General features: G+C 52.4%; 15 protein-coding genes. 8 read left to right on the top strand and 7 right to left on the bottom strand.

From position 1 onward, the window contains the following. Window positions 1–145: 145 nt before the first annotated feature. On the top strand, window positions 146–2,194 hold the full coding sequence (locus F0P93_RS09340) for a tetratricopeptide repeat-containing sensor histidine kinase (RefSeq protein WP_150876109.1): 2,049 nt from the start codon (window positions 146–148) through the stop codon (window positions 2,192–2,194). Between the two features lie 23 nt (window positions 2,195–2,217). Here F0P93_RS09340 and F0P93_RS09335 read toward each other — a convergent pair whose 3' ends face one another. Then, window positions 2,218–3,246, bottom strand: coding sequence for a YpdA family putative bacillithiol disulfide reductase (locus F0P93_RS09335; protein WP_150876108.1), 1,029 nt, complete (start codon window positions 3,244–3,246; stop codon window positions 2,218–2,220). A gap of 259 nt (window positions 3,247–3,505) precedes the next feature. Here F0P93_RS09335 and kefF point away from each other — a divergent pair, with 259 nt between their 5' ends. Next, a complete protein-coding gene (kefF, locus tag F0P93_RS09330) occupies window positions 3,506–4,096 on the top strand; it encodes a glutathione-regulated potassium-efflux system oxidoreductase KefF (RefSeq protein WP_114404016.1) in 591 nt (196 codons plus the stop codon). 8 nt (window positions 4,097–4,104) lie between these two features. Next, window positions 4,105–5,991 (top strand): monovalent cation:proton antiporter-2 (CPA2) family protein, encoded by a 1,887-nt coding sequence (locus F0P93_RS09325; RefSeq protein ID WP_150876107.1) that lies wholly within the window; start codon window positions 4,105–4,107, stop codon window positions 5,989–5,991. A 212-nt stretch (window positions 5,992–6,203) separates the two neighbouring features. On the opposite strand, the gene F0P93_RS09320 is transcribed toward F0P93_RS09325, so the two are convergent. Further along, entirely contained in the window at window positions 6,204–6,578 is a 375-nt protein-coding gene (locus tag F0P93_RS09320) for a DoxX family protein (RefSeq protein ID WP_150876106.1), read from the bottom strand. 240 nt (window positions 6,579–6,818) lie between these two features. On the opposite strand from F0P93_RS09320, the gene priA reads away from it, so the two are divergent. From priA to F0P93_RS09305, 3 genes are read left to right on the top strand one after another with little or no spacing between them, the layout of a single operon-like run. Beyond that, on the top strand, window positions 6,819–9,323 hold the full coding sequence (gene priA, locus F0P93_RS09315; RefSeq protein ID WP_374756771.1) for a replication restart helicase PriA: 2,505 nt from the start codon (window positions 6,819–6,821) through the stop codon (window positions 9,321–9,323). Between the two features lie 45 nt (window positions 9,324–9,368). Further along, on the top strand, window positions 9,369–9,596 hold the full coding sequence (locus tag F0P93_RS09310; protein WP_150876105.1) for a hypothetical protein: 228 nt from the start codon (window positions 9,369–9,371) through the stop codon (window positions 9,594–9,596). After that, window positions 9,577–9,999, top strand: a complete 423-nt coding sequence (locus F0P93_RS09305) for a putative toxin-antitoxin system toxin component, PIN family (protein ID WP_150876104.1) — start codon at window positions 9,577–9,579, stop codon at window positions 9,997–9,999. Before F0P93_RS09310 ends, F0P93_RS09305 begins: the two co-directional genes overlap by 20 nt. A gap of 257 nt (window positions 10,000–10,256) precedes the next feature. Here F0P93_RS09305 and F0P93_RS09300 read toward each other — a convergent pair whose 3' ends face one another. Together F0P93_RS09300 and F0P93_RS09295 are read right to left on the bottom strand one after the other, a co-directional pair. Continuing rightward, window positions 10,257–10,718, bottom strand: coding sequence for a pPIWI_RE_Z domain-containing protein (locus tag F0P93_RS09300; RefSeq protein WP_138989667.1), 462 nt, complete (start codon window positions 10,716–10,718; stop codon window positions 10,257–10,259). 89 nt (window positions 10,719–10,807) lie between these two features. Further along, on the bottom strand, window positions 10,808–11,224 hold the full coding sequence (locus tag F0P93_RS09295; protein WP_150876103.1) for a pPIWI_RE_Z domain-containing protein: 417 nt from the start codon (window positions 11,222–11,224) through the stop codon (window positions 10,808–10,810). 132 nt (window positions 11,225–11,356) lie between these two features. On the opposite strand from F0P93_RS09295, the gene F0P93_RS09290 reads away from it, so the two are divergent. Both F0P93_RS09290 and F0P93_RS09285 read left to right on the top strand, forming a co-directional pair. Next, window positions 11,357–12,379 (top strand): helix-turn-helix transcriptional regulator, encoded by a 1,023-nt coding sequence (locus F0P93_RS09290; protein WP_150876102.1) that lies wholly within the window; start codon window positions 11,357–11,359, stop codon window positions 12,377–12,379. Window positions 12,380–12,423: 44 nt separating this feature from the next. Beyond that, on the top strand, window positions 12,424–13,362 hold the full coding sequence (locus F0P93_RS09285; RefSeq protein ID WP_150876101.1) for a carbohydrate-binding family 9-like protein: 939 nt from the start codon (window positions 12,424–12,426) through the stop codon (window positions 13,360–13,362). A 110-nt stretch (window positions 13,363–13,472) separates the two neighbouring features. On the opposite strand, the gene F0P93_RS09280 is transcribed toward F0P93_RS09285, so the two are convergent. From F0P93_RS09280 to F0P93_RS09270, 3 genes are all read right to left on the bottom strand, one after another. After that, window positions 13,473–13,709, bottom strand: coding sequence for an RES family NAD+ phosphorylase (locus tag F0P93_RS09280; RefSeq protein WP_374756770.1), 237 nt, complete (start codon window positions 13,707–13,709; stop codon window positions 13,473–13,475). A gap of 207 nt (window positions 13,710–13,916) precedes the next feature. Then, window positions 13,917–16,619 carry a glucosidase family protein gene (locus tag F0P93_RS09275; RefSeq protein WP_225309420.1) on the bottom strand — a complete coding sequence of 901 codons (2,703 nt, stop codon included), beginning with the start codon at window positions 16,617–16,619 and terminating at the stop codon, window positions 13,917–13,919. A gap of 106 nt (window positions 16,620–16,725) precedes the next feature. Continuing rightward, window positions 16,726–18,192 (bottom strand): glycoside hydrolase family 28 protein, encoded by a 1,467-nt coding sequence (locus tag F0P93_RS09270; RefSeq protein ID WP_150876099.1) that lies wholly within the window; start codon window positions 18,190–18,192, stop codon window positions 16,726–16,728. Between the last annotated feature and the right edge of the window lie 356 nt (window positions 18,193–18,548).

Raw genomic sequence — 18,548 nt, 5'->3', positions numbered from 1 at the left:
CTGCCGGTTAACAGACGTTGAATTTGTCTTTTGATCGGCGAATAGCGCATCCTGCTTTTTAATAATCGAAAAAAAATCTATTTTAATTGCCAAAAAAATATGAGTAGTTTGATAGCGATTAGCGCGCTCAACGTGTATAGAAAGTATGATAAAAACGTATACCCTTCTTATTGTAGTTGTTTTAGGATTAGCGATAGCCTGCGAAAAATCTCCCAACCGCCATTCTGACCACACTGTCTGGGCCGACAGCACGGCCGAACGTGCCACCAACCTCATGGACGGGAAGAATCCCGCTTTGGCGATGCGGTATCTGGACTCGGCTTACAATGCCCTGCGCAAGCCCGGAATGGGTGATTTATGGAAAAAATACAAGGTAAAAGCGATCTACTATACGTATTACAAACAAGATTTTGTAAACAGGAGGCTGTATATCGACAGCATGTTTACCATCCTGAAAAGCAAGGAAACGACCTACCCGTATGAATATGCCCACACCCTGTATACCCTGGCTAATCTGTTGCAGGAAGAGAAAAAATACAACCATGCTTTTAAAGTATATTACGATGGGCGCAACTTTTCGAAGGGAAGTTTGGACAATTGCAGCCTGAGTGATTTCAGCAATGCCCTGGGAATTATTCGCTATAGACAGGAACAATATCAGCAGGCTATTCCGTATTTTAAACAGGCTTACCGGGAGGTAAGCTCTTGTTCTAATCCAGTTTTTCAGTACAGTTTTATTCAACGCCAGAGCGCGCTCAATTCGATTGCGCTGTGTTTTGAAAAAACCGGCAGGTCCGATTCGGCTATCTTCTATTACAACCGCGCCCTGGAGTTTATCAAAGCGAGTTTCCGGCAGCATCCGCACAAACAGGATTTCATCACCACCGCCCGCGCCGTTGTTGAGGGGAATCTAGGGGGGGCGTATGGGCGGTTGAACCGGTTTGAGGAAGCCGAACAACACTTGCAGACGAACATCCGGCTCAATGACCGGCCCGGTTTTTCAATTGAAGATGCCCAGACGGCGAAAACCAAGCTGGTCAGATTATACATCGGCCATAACCGTTTGCCCAAAGCGAAATCGTTGCTCAACGAGCTGGAATCCGATCTGGTATCGGGTCGCGGAAAGAGCAGTTCGCACGGAGAAATCTGGGAGAGCTGGTACCAGTTAAAATGGCAGTATTACGACAAGGTGGGCGATTTGGCCGGCGCCTACCGGTTTTCAAAGAAATACCATGCCTACCGCGACTCGCTGGACCGTTTGAACAACGGGTTGAAGAATGTTGATATCGACCAGGTACTTCGGGAGCACGACCAGAAATACCGGCTTTCGTTGCTGGAGAAAAGCAGTGAATTGCAGAATACGTATGTGATTGGATTATCGGTTTTTCTGGGAATGGCCCTGTGTCTGGCGTTCGTCATCTGGCTTTCCTACCACCGCTCCCGCGCCAACGTGAAGAACCTGACGGAACTCAACAGCCAGATGCAGCAGGCGCTTTCGGCCCTGGAAAACAGCCAGCGGGAAAATGCCCGGCTGATGAAAATCGTGGCCCATGACCTGCGCAACCCGATCGGAGCCATGTCGTCGATGGCCGAACTGATGCTGGACGATGACAACCGGGCGGAGGAGGACCGGGGGTTTCTAAAGCTGATCAAAGACTCTGGCACCAACTCCCTGGAACTGGTCAACAACCTGCTGCACATGAGCGGCACGTCGGAAAAACACTTCGCAAAAGAAGAGGTGAACCTGGCCGATCTGGTGCAACATTGTGCCGATATGCTGGCCCTGCGGGCTGCCGACAAACAGCAGTACATCCGGTTGAATCTCCAGCCCGCCGTGCTTTGGCTCAATTATGAAAAGATGTGGCGGGTGGTTAGCAACCTGATTTCCAACGCGATCAAATTTAGCCCGGAAGGGTCAGTGATTGAAATAGCGATTGAAAAAAACCGGGAATCCGTTCAACTCATCGTCAAAGACGAGGGGATTGGGATACCGCCGGAAGTAGGGAGCAAAATTTTCGATGTCTTTACCGAATCGAAACGGAAGGGAACGTCCGGCGAAGAGTCGTTCGGGCTGGGTCTTTCCATCACCAAGCAGATTGTTGAAGCCCACGCGGGAAAAATCTCGTTCGAAAGTGTTCCGAATCATCCGGGCACGATTTTTAAAATTGTGCTTCCTGAGGCTGGATTTGAGTAAGGGTTTTTCGAAGAAATCCCTCCTCAAATCCGCTCAATCAACTCCGCTACTTTTCGCACCGGCTTGCCCGTGATGTGGTCGATAATCGCCTTGGCGTGGTCGCGGCCGTTTTCGATGAACACTTTTTCGGTGTAAATCCCGGCCATCACCGTGCCGCAGACGTACAGACCCGGCACGTTGGTTTCGAACGTTTCTTTGTCGTAGGTCGGCACCTGGGTTTCGGGATTCAGCGAAACGCCACACTCTTTCAGCAGATCGGCATCGGGAATGTAGCCCGTCAGCATGAGCACAAAATCGGCGGGCAGTTCGCTTTCTTCACCGGTTTCCAACTGAGTCAGGCACACTTTTCCGGGTTCGATGCGGGTGACACAGGTGCTAAAACGGGTGTGGATTTTGCCTTCCTTGACCCGGTTTTTAACATCCGGCACCAGCCAGTATTTGACGGTTTTCCGGAAGTCGTCGGCCCGGTGTACAATCGTTACGTGGGCATCGGCCCGATACAACTCCAGAGCCGCTTCCACCGCCGAGTTCGACGCGCCGATGATAACGACGTTGGTATAGGAATACTGAAAGGGTTCGTCGTAATAATGGCTGACGTGCGGCAGATCTTCCCCCGGAATCGCCAGCGTGCGGGGTTTGTCGAAGTAGCCCGTAGCCAGAATGATTTTGTGAGCCTGGTAGGTGCGGTCGTTGGTCGTAAAAACCGTAAACAGGTCTACCGAATTTTTTCCTTCTTCCTGGGGCGGTTGATACCGGGTGATGTGCTTGACCTCCGTGAACAGCTTGAAATTCAGCTTGAAATAACCGGCCACCTTGCGGTAATACTGCAAGGCTTCGGTGCGATTGGCTTTCACGCCCGCAATCGGAAACGGAATTCCACCGATCTCGATGTTTTCGGCCGTCGAGAAAAACCGCATCATTTTCGGATACCGGCGGATGGATTCGGTCAGGCTGCCTTTTTCCAGAATCAGATGGCTCAGTCCGGCTTTGGAAGCTTCGATAGCGGCCGCCAGACCGCAAGGCCCTCCGCCGATGATAATCACGTCGTACATATAGTGTTGCCCGTTGAGCAGGTTGGATCAGATGGACAAATAAAGAATACCAAAATTAGCCAAAGAAGTTCTGATTCGCCGGATATTTCCCGAAATCACCGGGATTCCGCTGCCTGAAGCGGTCTTCAGGCAGTCGACCGCGCTTCTCCTCGGTTTTTATTTCTTTAGATTTGGCTTAAATTTGAGTAGACAGCCCTCCTGTGCCGGACCGGCAAACCGGTCGCGTGGGTGGTCTGAGTCCATCTTTTTTCCAAATCGCATGTCGTCCGTATTGATCCTTTTTGCGCATCCCGCTTTAGAAAAATCCCGCACCAACCGGCTTTTGCTGGAAGCCTGCCGGTCAGTGGAGGGCGTCACCGTCAATGACCTTTACGAAGAATACCCGGATTTTGACATCGACGTGGATCGGGAGCAGCAGTTGTTACTGGATCACGATTACATTCTCCTGCATCATCCGTTTTACTGGTACAGTTCCCCCGCCATCGTGAAACAATGGGAAGACCTGGTGCTCGAACACGGCTGGGCGTATGGGCGGGAAGGCAAGGCGCTGGTGGGCAAAAAAATACTGAACGTGCTAACCACCGGCGGGCGCCACGAAGCCTACGAAGAAGGCGGCTATAACCGCTTCACCATGCAGCAATTTCTGGCTCCCTTCGATCAAACGGCGTATTTGTGTAAGATGATTTACCTGCCGCCCTTCGTCGTCCACGGCACCCACCGGCTTTCCGAACCCGAAATGCGCCGGTATGCGAGTCAGTACAAAAGCCTGCTGACGATGCTGACCACCGACCAGATTGACCTCGAAGACGCCAAAACGCGTCGGTATTTGAATGAATTACTCGTCGATTAATCACGCTTATGAATCAATCCGTACTTATTCAGGCCATCGTTTACCTGGCTTCGGGTGTTTTTTTTGTTCCGATTGCCAAACGGCTTGGGCTGGGCTCGGTGCTGGGCTACCTGATCGCCGGTGTCATGATTGGCCCCGCCGTGCTGGGGCTGGTGGGCGAAGAGGGCCACGACATCATGCACTTCGCCGAGTTCGGCGTCATCATCATGCTGTTTCTGGTGGGGCTGGAACTTGAGCCGGAGCGGCTTTGGAAACTGCGTATGCCGGTTTTGGGCCTGGGCGGTTTGCAGGTGCTGCTGACGGCACTGCTGACGTGCGGACTGGCGCTGACAACCGGTTTGCCGTGGCAACCGTCGCTGGCGCTGGGCATGATTCTGGCCATGTCGTCCACCGCCATCGTGCTGCAAACGCTGAACGAAAAAGGGTTGATGCAAACGGCAGCCGGGCAAAACACCTTTGCGGTTTTGTTGTTTCAGGACATTGCTGTCATTCCCATTCTGGCCATCATGCCGCTGCTGGCGACTTATCCGCTCCCGATCAGTGCCACTGAACACGAGCATGTTGCGTTCATCGACGGTCTGCCGGGCTGGTTGCGGCCCATTGTGGTCGTGAGCGCGGTCGTGGGGCTGGTGCTGATGGGCCGCTACGTCATGCAGCCGGTTTTTCGCATCATTGCCCGAACCGGCATGCGGGAAGTTTTCATCGCTACGGCCTTGCTGATGGTGGCCGGTATTTCAGTTTTGATGGAAATGGTGGGACTGAGTCCCGCGCTGGGCGCTTTTGTGGCGGGGGTGGTGCTGGCCAACAGCGAGTATAAACACGAGCTGGAAAGTGACATCGACCCGTTCAAGGGACTGTTGTTGGGGCTGTTTTTCATCTCCGTCGGGGCCGCCATCAATTTTGAACTGATTGCCGAAAATCCGCTGCTGGTGGTCGGTATCGTGTTGGCCGTCATGGTTGCCAAAGCACTGGTTCTGGCGGTATTGGGGAAAGTTTTTCGATTAAAAACCGACCAGAACCTGCTGTTTTCGCTGGGACTTTGTCAGGTGGGCGAGTTTGCCTTCGTGCTGTTTTCCTTCGCGTCGCAAAACGGTATTCTGGCGAAGGAAACGGTGGATCTGATGACGGCGGTGGTGGCCATCAGCATGGGGCTGACTCCGCTGGTTTTTCTGGCCAACGAAAGACTATTGCTTCCGCGACTGGGCACAAAGGAAGTTGCTGAAAAGGAGCAGGATACGATTGACGAAAAGAATGCCGTAATCGTCGCGGGTTTCGGACGATACGGCAACATCGTCGGGCGGTTTTTACGGGCCAACAATATCGGAACCACGGTTCTGGATTTTGATTCGGACCGGGTCGATACATTGCGGAAACTGGGCATGAAAGTCTACTACGGCGATGCGTCCCGCTATGACCTGCTGAAATCGGCCGGTGCGGAGGATGCCAAACTGATGATTATTGCCCTGGATTCGGCGGAGAAATCGCTGGAACTGGTCGAAACCGTCAAAAAACACTTTCCCCATTTGAAAGTTCTGGTGCGGGCCAGCGACCGGGAAGATACCTACGATCTGATGGATGCGGGGTTGACGCACATCTACCGCGAAACCGTCGATAGCTCGCTCCGGATGGGCGTCGATGCCATGACCTTGCTCGGTTTTCGGGCGTACCAGTCGCAGCGGGCGGCCCGGTTATTTCTGAAACACGACGAAAAAGCCCTGGCAGGACTGGCCGCCGTCCGGCACGACCGGAAGCAGTATTTCAGCAGTGCCAGACAACGTATTCGGGAGCTTGAAGACCTGCTCAGTTCCGACGAAAAAGACCGCTGGCTGAAAGATGTCGAAGACGGCTGGGACCCGGAATCGCTGCGAAACGAGTTCAAACAGCAGAATCTCTAAGGCGTCAATGTATCCCGATTCTAAATCAGAAACAGTCTGGCTTTTAAGCTGGTTATCAGGTTGTAGGACTTGTATCTGATAATTCTGTTACACTTTCGCTTTCTGCCCCTAAATCCCCTAAAGGGGACTTGGACGTAGCTCAATCCGGATGCTAAAAGTCCCCTTTAGGGGATTTAGGGGCAGAAAGCGAAAGTCCTAAGGTTGAAAACTCTTCAAATTCCTTCCCGGCTGGCGGTTGGAAAGAAGACGGTTTTGTCGCGTAAGAAAGCGGCTATCCAGACCAGCACCATAACCATAACCGCCCCGGCGAGCGGCCCACCATGAGACAGTTCGGTGGCCATGGCTCCGGCAAAATAACAGCACAGCAATACGAAGCCCAGCTTCATGGTTTTGGGATACAGAAAAAGGCCGGCAAAAGCAATCTCCATGATCCCCAGCAGCGGAATGTAGGAACCTACGCCCGCATTCGTCAAGGTTTTTACAACGTCGGTGCTTCCCATCAGTTTCATAATACCGCTGAGAATCACCATGCCACTGGCGATAACCGTAAATAGGAGGGCGATAATTCGTTTCGTTTTTGCGTTCATGATCTTCCTTTGGTTAAATGCGAACGGCGTCCGGAATGGTCCGAACGGCGTCGTTTGTTCGGCCGTAAAAGTACAGCAGATCGCTATGCAAAAGATAGTACTATCCCAAAGGATACCGGTATCCTTTGGGATAGTGGACAAGCGGACGAAAAGGACTGATACCTATCAAATGATGGATGTTGAATGTAAAAGTGCCGCAGCAATTGCTAACTTGCTATACGAAATAAAGCCGTACCCATTGTGCAATCATTGCCCCAGACATTTGCTTTCGACGAAGAGACTACCTATTTCGCTGACCTGATCATCCCCGTTCCGATTCCGAAACTCTTCACGTACCGCGTGCCGCGCGACATGGTGGAACGGCTGAAAGTGGGCGCGCGGGTGATTGTGCCGTTTGGCAAAAACCGGGTCTACACGGCGGTAGTGAAGAACATTCACCACCAACCCCCGAATGCCTATCAGGCCAAATACATTCTCGAATTGCTGGACGAATACCCGCTGATTACCAGCTATCAACTGGAGCTATTTGCCTGGATGGCAGAATATTACCTCTGCAACATCGGCGATGTGCTGAACGTGGCCCTGCCGTCGGGACTGAAGATTACGAGCCAGTCGAAAGTGCAGTACAACCCGGATTTTGACTACCCCGAATTGCTGACCGACGACGAAGTGCGCTTGCTGGACGAACTCAAAAAGCATTCGTCGCTGTCGTACGAAGAACTGGGTCGGCTGGTGGGGGAGACCAACGTGCCGGGCACGATCAAACTCCTCGTGGGCAAACGGGCGGTGATCGTTTTCGACGAAGTGCGGGAAAAGTACGTGCCGAAAATGGTGCGGAAAGTCCGGCTGACGGAGAAATACGAAAACCGGGACGTGATGCTGAGTCTGATTAACGGACTGGAAAAGTCGCCGAAGCAGCAGGAGGTGGTGATGAAATACCTGAGCTACGTGCCGGTTTTGAACAATCCGACCCTCAACCGCAAAGGACTCGACAAAACCATTCTGAATCAGGACGATGAGGTGTCGCAGTCGTCGCTGCAAACGCTGATCAAAAACCAGGTTTTTGAAACCTTCGAGATCATCGTTCCGCGTTTTGGCGACGAGGATATGCAAAATGTGGAGGTGAAACTGACTGACATTCAGCAGAAAGCCTGCGACGACGTCATTAGCCAGTTCAACGAAAAAGACATTGTTCTGCTGCACGGAATTACCGGAAGCGGCAAAACGGAAGTCTACATCAACCTCATTCAGAACGCGCTTGAAAGCGGTTCGCAGGTGTTGTATCTGCTGCCCGAAATTGCGCTGACCACCCAGATCGTGGTCCGGCTGAAGAAAGTTTTTGGCGACAAAATGGGGATCTATCACTCCAAATTCTCGGACAACGAGCGGGTGGAAGTCTGGAAGGGCATTGTGGACGGGCAATACCAGTTTGTGGTGGGCGTTCGCTCGGCGGTTTTCCTGCCGTTCGATAACCTGGGGCTGATTATCGTGGACGAAGAACACGAAACGTCGTATAAACAGCACGACCCGGCCCCGCGCTACCACGCCCGCGACGTAGCCATGATGATTGCGCACTGGCAAAAAGCCAAGGTGCTGTTGGGTTCGGCCACGCCCTCCATCGAAAGTTACTACCACGCGCAGCAGGGCCGCTACGGTTTTGTTGAACTGCTGCAACGCTACGGCGATGCCATGCTGCCCGACATTGTGCTGGTGAATACGCGGCTGGAAAAGCAGCAGAAGAAGATGAAAAACGAGTTTTCGTCGGTTTTGCTCGATCAGTTGCGGCAAAATCTGGAGCGGAAGGAGCAGAGTATCCTGTTTCAAAACCGGCGCGGCTACTCGCCCTATCTGCAATGTGAAGACTGTGAATGGACGGGGCGCTGTCCCAACTGCGACGTCAGCCTGACCTACCACATGCGCGATGCCGAGATGCGATGCCACTATTGCGGGCACAAAGATCCGGTGCCGAAAAGCTGCCCGGCCTGCGGTTCGTTCAAGGTGCGGACGATCGGTTTTGGGACCGAAAAGCTGGAAGATCAGCTTCAGATTGTGTTTCCCGAAGCCCGGATTCAGCGGATGGATCTGGACACGACGCGGGCCAAGAATGCCTATCAGCAGATTATCTCGGAGTTTGAGGGCGGCAACGTCGATATTCTGGTCGGGACGCAGATGATCAGCAAGGGTCTGGATTTCGGCAACGTCAGCCTGGTCGGGATTTTCGACTCCGACCGGATGATTCACTACCCGGAATTTCGGGCCATCGAACGGGCGTTTCAGATGATTACGCAGGTCAGCGGCCGCGCCGGGCGTCGGGCCGACCGGCGGGGGAAAGTGCTGATTCAGACCAGCAATCCGCAGCAGGCGGTTTTGCTCAAAATTCTGGAAAACGATTACCGGGGGCTGTTTGAGGAAGAAATTGTGGAGCGGGAAAACTACAACTATCCGCCCTTTTCGCGGCTCATCAAGCTGACGGTCCGGCACGCCGAGCAGAGTGTCAGCCAGAACGCGGCTCAGCGGCTGGTGGCCCAACTGACCGAAAAACTGGGCGAAGCGCGGGTGCTGGGGCCGGAAGTGCCGCTGGTCGAGCGCATCCGAAACCAGTATCTGTACACGATTCTGATCAAACTCGAACGCACCATCAGTCCCAAAGCCGCGAAGGTTTTCATTCTGGAAAAGATCAATGAACTGCTGAGTGACAAGGGATTGAAAGCCGTGACGGTGGTGGCGGATGTGGATTGTTTGTGAAGGAACCGGATTAGCGGAAAATGAGTTTTTCTAAAAAATGCAGCTATGAGTACATTAACGATAACACTGACCGAAGAGCAGGCAGCCCGTTATGGCTTGCAATCTGATCTCATTACATTGGATCAACTTGTTGACAAGATCAAGACGGAAGTTGCTCGTGACGCATTACATAAGTGCCAGGCAATTGCTGGTAATACTGGTTTATCAGAAATTTCACTGGATGAAATAAACGCTGAAATTGAAGCCGTTCGGAATGCAAAAACTGGTCATTGATACGAATGTTCTGGTTTCTGCGCTCATCTCCCGAAGCTATCCGGCCCGAATCGTTGAAGATATTTTAATAGAAAGAAAAGCTACACTTATTTTGTCGGAAGCGATCTGGGAAGAATACGTTGACGTACTGAATAGAGCCAAATTTGCCCGATTTTCCGAGTTCAAGAAAAACGCGGAGATTCTGTTGTTAAGGTTGGACGAGCTTGCAGAAAAAGTGGTGCCTACCGAAACCGTAATGCTGATCAAGGATGTTGATGATAATAAATTTTTAGAAGCTGCCTTAGCCGCACAAGCTCATTATCTTGTTACGGGTAACTCGAACGATTTTACCTTTAGTAAAATACGATTAACTCAAATCGTATCACCGAAAGAGTATTGGGAGCAATTCATTTCAGGTTTATGAATTGTTTGTACATAAATTTTATATTTCTTTTCAAAATCGTGGCAGATGGGGCTGGTGGGTAACTTTTTCGCGCTTACCGCCGATAAAACCCCGGAGGTAAAATCAGGACATGCGTGAGTACCAGTACTCGAATCAAAACCGAATAGCAGGACAGTCTGAAAACCATCAGCGGTTTATTCTGAAACACGATAAAGAGTGCGATTTTCAAAGCCATGAGGGGGTGGGCGGGTGCGGATTGAGAAAAAGGAACCATCGTCTTAAGCCAGCGCTTTTCTGAACAATTCTTCCCGACTGCGAAAAATACTCCGGCTTACTTCCGACCCGCAACTCCCCGGACTTTGCGAGCAGAACGCCCGCAGGCTGGTCGGCAGCGCATCGTAGCGCGCCAGCGCCATCAACCAGACGCTGCGGTCCTGATAGGGAGCCAGCAACGCCCGGGCGCGGTTCAAATAGCGGTGTTGCCGTGGTTTCCAGACGGGGCGCTCCCCGTAGACCAGTCCCTCGCCGTTCAGCAGGTTGGGAAGGGCCTGGGGGGGCGCCAGGGGCAACAGTTCCGCCAGCAGAAAAAGCCCCAGTTCAACGTTCAACAGCCGGTTGGCCAACTGGCCGGGCAACTCGTGTTGAAACCGGAGTTGCGTGGCCAGCGGCTCCTGCCAGTGCAACGGAAACGGGCTCAGTTGGCGGGCAAGGGGTGTGTTGGATAGGGGCAGTGCGTTCATGAGTATGGTTGTTTACCGTTCGTTGTATACAAAAATAAACTCACTAGAACGTAATCTTTTTACGTTGTCAATTAATTTCAACTTTTTTTTTACCCCAACACTTTTCGTAAAACCGTCAGGCGATTGCGCGAAAAGCCCACGGTTTTCAAGCGAAATCCACTGCGGTCACAACTGATGTCGTAGGCCTGAAGATGAACCGGAACGGCAATGTACAGTTCCAGGAGATCATGCCAGCAGGTTTCCCGGGTCAGATGCGTCAACAACGCCAGACCCCGGTTGCGCAGTTTGTGCTGGCGGGTGGTCCAGCTTAGGCAGGCCGGGCTGGTCGGATGGTGGTCGCTCAGCAAACCGGGCAGGGCGTCGGGGGGCGCACTCGGCAAGAGTTGCGAGAGCAGAAAAAGCCCCAGTTCAACGTCCAGAAGCTGGCGGGCGGAAAGCCGGACCGGTCGCCGGACGGTTAAAACCGGGTGAGTTGCTGGTTGCGGAAGTGCGAAGAGCGTGTTCATGGTCATGTTGTTCCTGTTCGGCTGGGTGATTCGAACACTACAAAATTGATTTTGTCAGAACGTAATCTTTTTACGGCCATTGATTTTTCTGCGATTTTTTTTCGCTTCTTTGTCCCGACAACAACCGAACGCATGCCCATTACCCGCTCCGCCTTCCAACGCTACCGCCTGATCGATGAAGTGATCAGCCGCTACCCCCGCCGGTATTCCAAACAGGCGCTGTTCGAACTGCTTCAGGACCGTTGCGGCATTCGGTCGGTATCGTCGCTGGAAAAAGACATCCAGCGGCTGCGTGAAGACCACAACGCGCCCATTGCCTACGACAAACGCAGAAACGGCTATTACTATACGAATCCGCAGTTCCGGCTGCTCCGGCTCATGCTCACGCCCGACGACATGGAAGCCCTCGACTACGCCCGCGAGGTGCTGGCGGCCACGCAGGGGGCATCGGTGGTGGCGGAATTGACCAACGCCCTCCAGAAAGTCCGGCAAAGTCTGGACATTGTCCGGGAAGTGCGGCCCGAAGACGGAAATGCGTCGGGGATGCAGCGGAAAGTGGTGTATGTGGAAGAGAAAGTGCTGGGCGGAAACCGGCAGTATGTTCCGGTGCTGATCCGGGCCGTCAACCAAAACCGGCAGGTATCGTTTCAATACCGCAAACACGCCGATCCCGACATCGAGTCGTCCGCATCGGCCCGAACCCTGCACCCGATTTTGCTGCGGGAGGTGGCCGATAGCTGGTATGTGATTGGGTACGACGCCCTGAGCGGCAAGGAGAAAACCTACGCTCTCGACCGCATGGCCGAACTGGAGATTCTGGACGAACCCTGCGCGGTGCCCCCGTCGGTTCTGGCCTATGTCGCCGAGCTGTTCGATCACATTTACGGCATCACGGACACCACCGATCCGGTGGAGGAAATTCTGCTGTCGTTCACGCCCCTGTTCGGGTATTACGTGAAAGCCAAGCCGATTCACCAGACGCAGGAAGTGCTGCGCGACGACGAAACCGAGTGCATCGTCCGGCTCCGGCTGGCCCCCAACCGCGACCTGCTGATGCACCTCCGCAGTTACGGCGAACACGTCAAAGTGCTGAAACCGGCGAGTTTGGCGGAGACCATTACGGAGTCGCTGCGGACGACGCTGGGGCGGTATTGAACCGCCTGCGATCTTACGAAAATACACCTGAAATGTATACCCGAATGAAAAAAAGCCGCCCCGTTCGCTTGCCCGCTTTCCTGGCTGTTGTTGTCAGTTTCCTCTTCTTTCAAGGTTCGGGTGCGCAAAATGTGCTTCACTCCACCAACTCCTCGGCTGCCGATACGGCACAATGGGCTTTTCCGTGTGACAAAAATACTATCGAACAGTATACCGCCTACCGGACCTTGAAACCGCCCGTGATCGACGGAAAACTGGACGAGGAAATCTGGACCAAAATCCCGCGATCACCCCGGTTTGTCGATCTGGTTTCGGGCGGCAAGACTTTGCACGACACGCGGGCGGCCGTTTGTTGGGACCAGGAAAATCTCTACGTGGCTTTCTGGGTGGAGGAGCCCTATATCAACGCCAAACTGGTGAATCACAACGATCCGATTTATTCGGAAAACGACGTGGAGGTGTTTATTGCCGGAAAGGATACCTATTACGAATTTGAAATCAATGCGTTAGGCACGCGCTACGAAGCGTTTTTTATCTGGCAGGACGCCTACGAAAAAGGCGGTTTTGGGCAGGATGCCCGCTTTGCCCTTTCCAATCCGGCGGTTCGGAAATTCAACGGCGTCGGGTTCAAAAAACACCCCCGGGGGCTGCGCTACGGTTCCTGGGATTTCCGTTTTCCGGGGCTACAGAGTGCGGTTTTCGTGGACGGCACCCTCAACAACAACCAGGATCGGGACCGGAAATGGACGGTGGAACTGGCCTTCCCCTGGAAAAGTATGGCAGACCTCGCCAAAGCCGACCACCGCGCGCTACCTCCGAAAAACAACGACCAGTGGCGCCTTGATTTTTCGCGGTTCAACACCTACAAGGAAGCCGCCCCCTCCGGCGACCACGGCGGCTGGGCCTGGAATTCCCACCGCGTCTGGGATTCGCATGTGCCGGAGTGTTTTCCGATGATCCGGTTTTCGGAGCAGGGGTTGTAGGGAAGCTGCTGATACGGTCATAGCTTCAACAGGCGGCTATCTATCAGAAAGAGTTAATTTTCAATTACTTAGGCCTCCGCACGAAAGCCGGGATGAAGCGTATGCAGCAACTAGTTACCGGAGCGGCTTACGACGGCCGATGGCACCGATACGGTCAGTACATCGGGCTGTGCCAACCAGTTTGAGAAGTAGGTTTGCAAGGTCTCGTAATGCGTATCGTTTTGCCAGTCGGTGGGTAAATCGGTCAACGAGACCGTTTGAAAGGTATCCGGTATATCCAGTACCAGCAAATGAAAGTCGGGGATAAATACCGGATTCAGGTGGGTTACGATTTCCAACAGCGCCAATTCTGGAGAATAGAAGAGGAATGGATAATTAAAGCAGGAAAAAAATAGTGGTTGTATTGTTAATGCTCCAAAAAATATAGCCCCGAGGAGGTTTTAAATTAACATGGCTGGTTAAATACAACCACCGAATGCTAAAGAAAGATACAAATCGGGCTTTTTGTTAAATGGGTACAATGCCCGTGCCTTTTTATCGCAGTTACCCGATCCTCAGTAGTCGAGCCGGATTTCAGCCTGGCCCGAAAAGTCTTTTATCGAGACGGTTTCCGTTTGTTCATTATAGATCCCTCCGGCTACTTTCACGGGTTTCTTACCGGTGGGATGTGGGATCCGGATCAACACTTCTTTCGGTTTACGGGGATCCGTGCAGCTCACGGTAGCGGTAATGTACCCCTTTTCGACTTCCGAAGTTACATTGGTCGAAATCGGACCAAAATAGCTCCGGACATTACTCAGCGTTAGTTGATTGCCCTGCTCCAGCCAGTGGCGCGGTACGGTATTGAACAATCGGAGGGTGGAACCCTCCTCCAGATAGAGCATCCAGCGCGTTTCCATCAGGAACCACGCTTCTTCGTGTGTCTTATGCGGACTGACCTTAAATAAATGCTCCCAGAAAGTGTAGGTTTCCCGGTCAGCATGGGCCGCAAACGTATGATAGTAGGTACTTAAAAAGGGTTTGGTCATTCCCAGCTTTGCCTGCATCCAGTTATGGCGGCTGTAATACGGTTGACTAAACGCTGAATTTTCCTGGTAGAAAAGCTCGCTGTGGTAGTTCAGAAGTGCTTTAGCCGCTGGCTCAAGAGGGTCGAGTACTTCGCAAAAAATCAGATGCAGGGGACCAAGCATCCCGTCCGGTGCCGTGAATGTGCCATGCGACCAGAACGTCTCACGTTTCTGGTACATCCCTCTCAAACCGGCCCCTTCCGTCCAGGGCGGAGCCGTGGGACACCAGGTGCCATCGCCCAGGGGAACCACCGGCGACATCGCCACCGAAGTAAAAAACGACTGCCGGATATCTTCTTTCCAGGCGTCCGCTTCCTTTCGGAGCCGCTCGGATTGGGCCGGATCAACATTGGCCAGCATTTCGGCACAGCGGCTCATGCCGAGGTAGGCGTAGCCATTGAGCATGAACTGGTGAAAATGATCTTCGGGGTCCGCTACTTTTCCTTCAATCATCCCATACCCCCGGCCGCGTAGTTCTTCCTTTTTGTTCCGGTTACGCCAGGCAATCAGGTAATCACAGGATTTAAGGAGTTTTGCTTTGATGGTTCCGACCCATTCCCGGTCGTTGGTATACCGGAAGTATTCGCCCATGCTCCACAAGGCCGCCCCGGTTTCGACCATATACCCGTTGAAGTTCTGGATAAAACCGTCTTCATGCTGTTTGTCAAGAAAGTACTCCAACGACCTCCTGGCAACATCGGTCCAGCCCATCGAGGCATAAAACTGAATAATTGGCGCACTTTCCGTTCCGATGGGTGAATAGACGCCAATGGTCGGAGCAAGCGTAGCGTTGGGCTCATTGCCGTACGTAATCAGGTCAAGATGAAGCAATCCGGCCTGGATCATTTCGTCAATCCGCTTTTCGGGAACGTGGATTTGCGCAGCTTTCCCTAATTTGGCGAGCCAGAAATCCCGGCTTTCAGCGTAACGCTGCTCAAAGGTCAGCATCGCCAGTTGCGCAGCCCGTTCCTGAGAAACGGGACTGTGGGGAATAAAAAAATCAAACAACGCTTTTTCACCGGGTTGCAGCAAAATAGAAATTTCCTCGCCGGGCAGCGGTTTTCCGTTCAGTTTGGAAATACAAAAAACCCGGTTTTCCGAATAAGCTGAAAATCCGGTTTTTACTTCGAAACGATACGGAAATTTCTGCCACCACATAGTGCCCGGCCGTGGCGTTTTGAACCAGGCATAACGGGGCACGGGTCCGCTATTCACGGCTTCAACCCGGAAAAACAAAACGGTTTCCTCGTCCGGATTCAGGGCTTTCTCCGATTTGGTTTTCACCAGTTCCTGCTGTTCGTTGGTGAACATGTGACCGCCACTGTAACTGTCGGCCACTAGAAAATCGGTTCCTTGCAACGCCGACAGGGGTGATTTTTCCAGAGAAACAAACGTGGTAGACTTATAAACGACATCATCGTCGGTCAACGTGGAGTGCAAAATCGGCAATGTACCCTGTTCCAACCGACGCGAGACATTCTCCTTTACGCCAACGCCCCGGCCATAGGTGTATAGATAATGGACCGGTTCATTTTTGGTCTCGACCAGTCGCAAGGCCGTCGACGACCGTTTGGGGGAAATAATGCTGGCTTCTCCCTGGGATGCGTCTGTGAGGTTTTCGGCAATCTGGAAGATTCTAAAATCCCGGCTGGTCCCCAACCAGGTAGGTACAGTCATGTTCCGAACCTTCTTCTCGACCGAGGAAAAGGAAACCTCCCGCTCGGTCTCAATCCGCTGCAGCTTGGTCATTGTTTTTCGGGAACGTACGGTGGCCTCGACCTCCCGATAAGACCGTCCATCCGTCGCACTCAATACGACGACGCCATAATCCGGCAGATAAATGGGGGAAGTGGAGGTAACGTCCCGAAGAAAAAAGGAGAACGGATTTTTGGCCGTTTTGATTGACACGACGGTGGCTCCGGTCCCGTATTCGGTCCGGGCACTATCAATCGTTATCAGAATGCCCGGGCGGCTGCCTGACCCGACCTGAAAGGCGTTGGCTTTCATTTTGCCTTTTCCGGCTAACCCTTCGATTGTACGCAGCACACCGTGCTGCAACTGAACCGTACCGGATGGCGACGAACCTTCTTTCCATTCGACCCTGACCTGTCCTACTGTCTGGGAAAAAGCCTTTGGACCCAAAAGCAACAGCAAAGAAATGAAGGCATTGGAAATCCATTTGTAATTCATACTCGAGCCATATTCGGTATTTTTTTGTCATCCCGACGCGGGCCGGGATGACAAAAAAACGATTGGAACAAACGTTTAGGTAGCCTCGCCAGGAAAAGGATAAAGATCAGCGTCCCGGCAAGGTCAGGCCGGTGGAATGGACGGAATAGACAGACGGTTTTTTTCGGTCGGGGTCAGTGATAAGCATGGGGGTTAGGTTAGCCTGCTTCACGTCATCGAGCACCACGGCGGGACGGTAGTCTTTTTTCAGACACGTTAGTTTTACGTTATCGAACCGGATATTTTGCGCATGGCGAATGTAAAAACCCCAGGCCGGTAGTTCGCCAAACATGGAAAAATCCGGGTAAGCCGTCGGCTTTTCGGGGACTTTGTCGAGCGCCGTGAGCGGTACGTTTGCCACCATCGAAGACCCCCCGCCGGCGTAAATGATCTCCACATTTTTTAACGTCACATCGTTAACAATGGCATCGGGCATACCAACAATCGACGAGGGCGATACATTCCGGGGCATGTCTTCGATGGGGCCTTCATATTCGTAGCCTGCGTCGGGTTTCGTAGCGGGCACCTCGACCCGGATGTTCGTCAGCCGGACGTTTTCAAGACGGCCTTTTTTTCCCTTCACCCGCTCGCCGATTCGCAGAAAAATGGCGTTTCCCGTATTGATAGCCTGTAAACTGTCAATCACTACGTTCTCGATAAAACCGCCATCCACTGCTTCCAGGGCGATAGCGGAGCGGTAGGTATCGTAGACTTTGTTCTGCACCATTTTGATGTTTCGAAAACCGCCATAGCTGGCCGTACCAAATTTGATCGCGTTGGCACTCGACCGGATCGTACAGTTGCGCACGTAGATGTTCTGACACACCTGCGAGGCATCATGCGATTTCAAACAAATGCCGTCATCGGCTGAATCGATGTAGGAGTCGGTAACGCTGACACTGTCCGAATCCACAATGTCGATGCCGTCGTTGTTCCAGTAGGCTTTGCTGTCGACCGTAATGCCGGCCAACTGCACGTTGCGGCACTGATCGTAAATTTGCACCCAACTTGCGGCATTCCGTAACGTTACGGTTTGAAGTTTTACCCGCTGACATCCCTTGAAGTAGATAATCACGGCGCGCGCTTCGGCCTCGGGACGATCATAACGGAACAAGTCTTTGACGAGACCTTTCTGAATCACATTCACGACATTCCGGGCTAATTGACGCCCCTGCCCGTCGATGACCCCCTTGCCGGTAATGGCAATATTTTGCTGATTTTCGCCGAACACCAGCGCCGTCCAGACGTGTCGATCGTAATCGAAGGGATTGAGTGATCCCATGAGCACGGCTCCTTCTTCCAAGTGCAGCGTTACGTTCGATTTTAAATGAATCGACCCCGTCAGATACCGTCCGACGTAGAACACCAGCCGACCACCCCCATTGGAATGAATATAATCGATCGCGTACTGAATGGAACGCGTGTTGAGCGTAGCGCCATCCGAATAGATGCCGAAAAACGACGCTGGATAATCTTTGGCTTGAAGGCTCAGGCTGGCCCAGAGCAGAAGCAGGGCGGTTCTTAAATAGATCATGGATTATGAAGATGGGGTTAGGTAGCAAATGTTGATCCACAAAATCACCCGGACCGCCCCATCAGGATTCGCAGAATTAGCCAATACAGGTTCAGATTTGCTTCGAAAATCCATTTGAGAAGGTGGGCTGACGATCACCACTGTGAGAGATGCATCGCCTATAAAACTACTTATCGTTAGCTAGAATTAGTAATAAAGGCTGAATAAATGGCATAAAAGCATCATTTTCTGCTAATAAACTGGTATTCTTTCGTGCTCCAAAGCACTAAGTTTACGTTGCAAAAATTATAAGTTTTTTATAAATATTAATACATATTATATATGAGTGATACGCTGATTAGCTGCAATGCATTTTC

The sequence above is a fragment of the Larkinella humicola genome (assembly GCF_008727875.1).
Classification (GTDB): domain Bacteria; phylum Bacteroidota; class Bacteroidia; order Cytophagales; family Spirosomataceae; genus Larkinella; species Larkinella humicola.
This window is presented reverse-complemented; position numbering and strand designations above follow the sequence as displayed.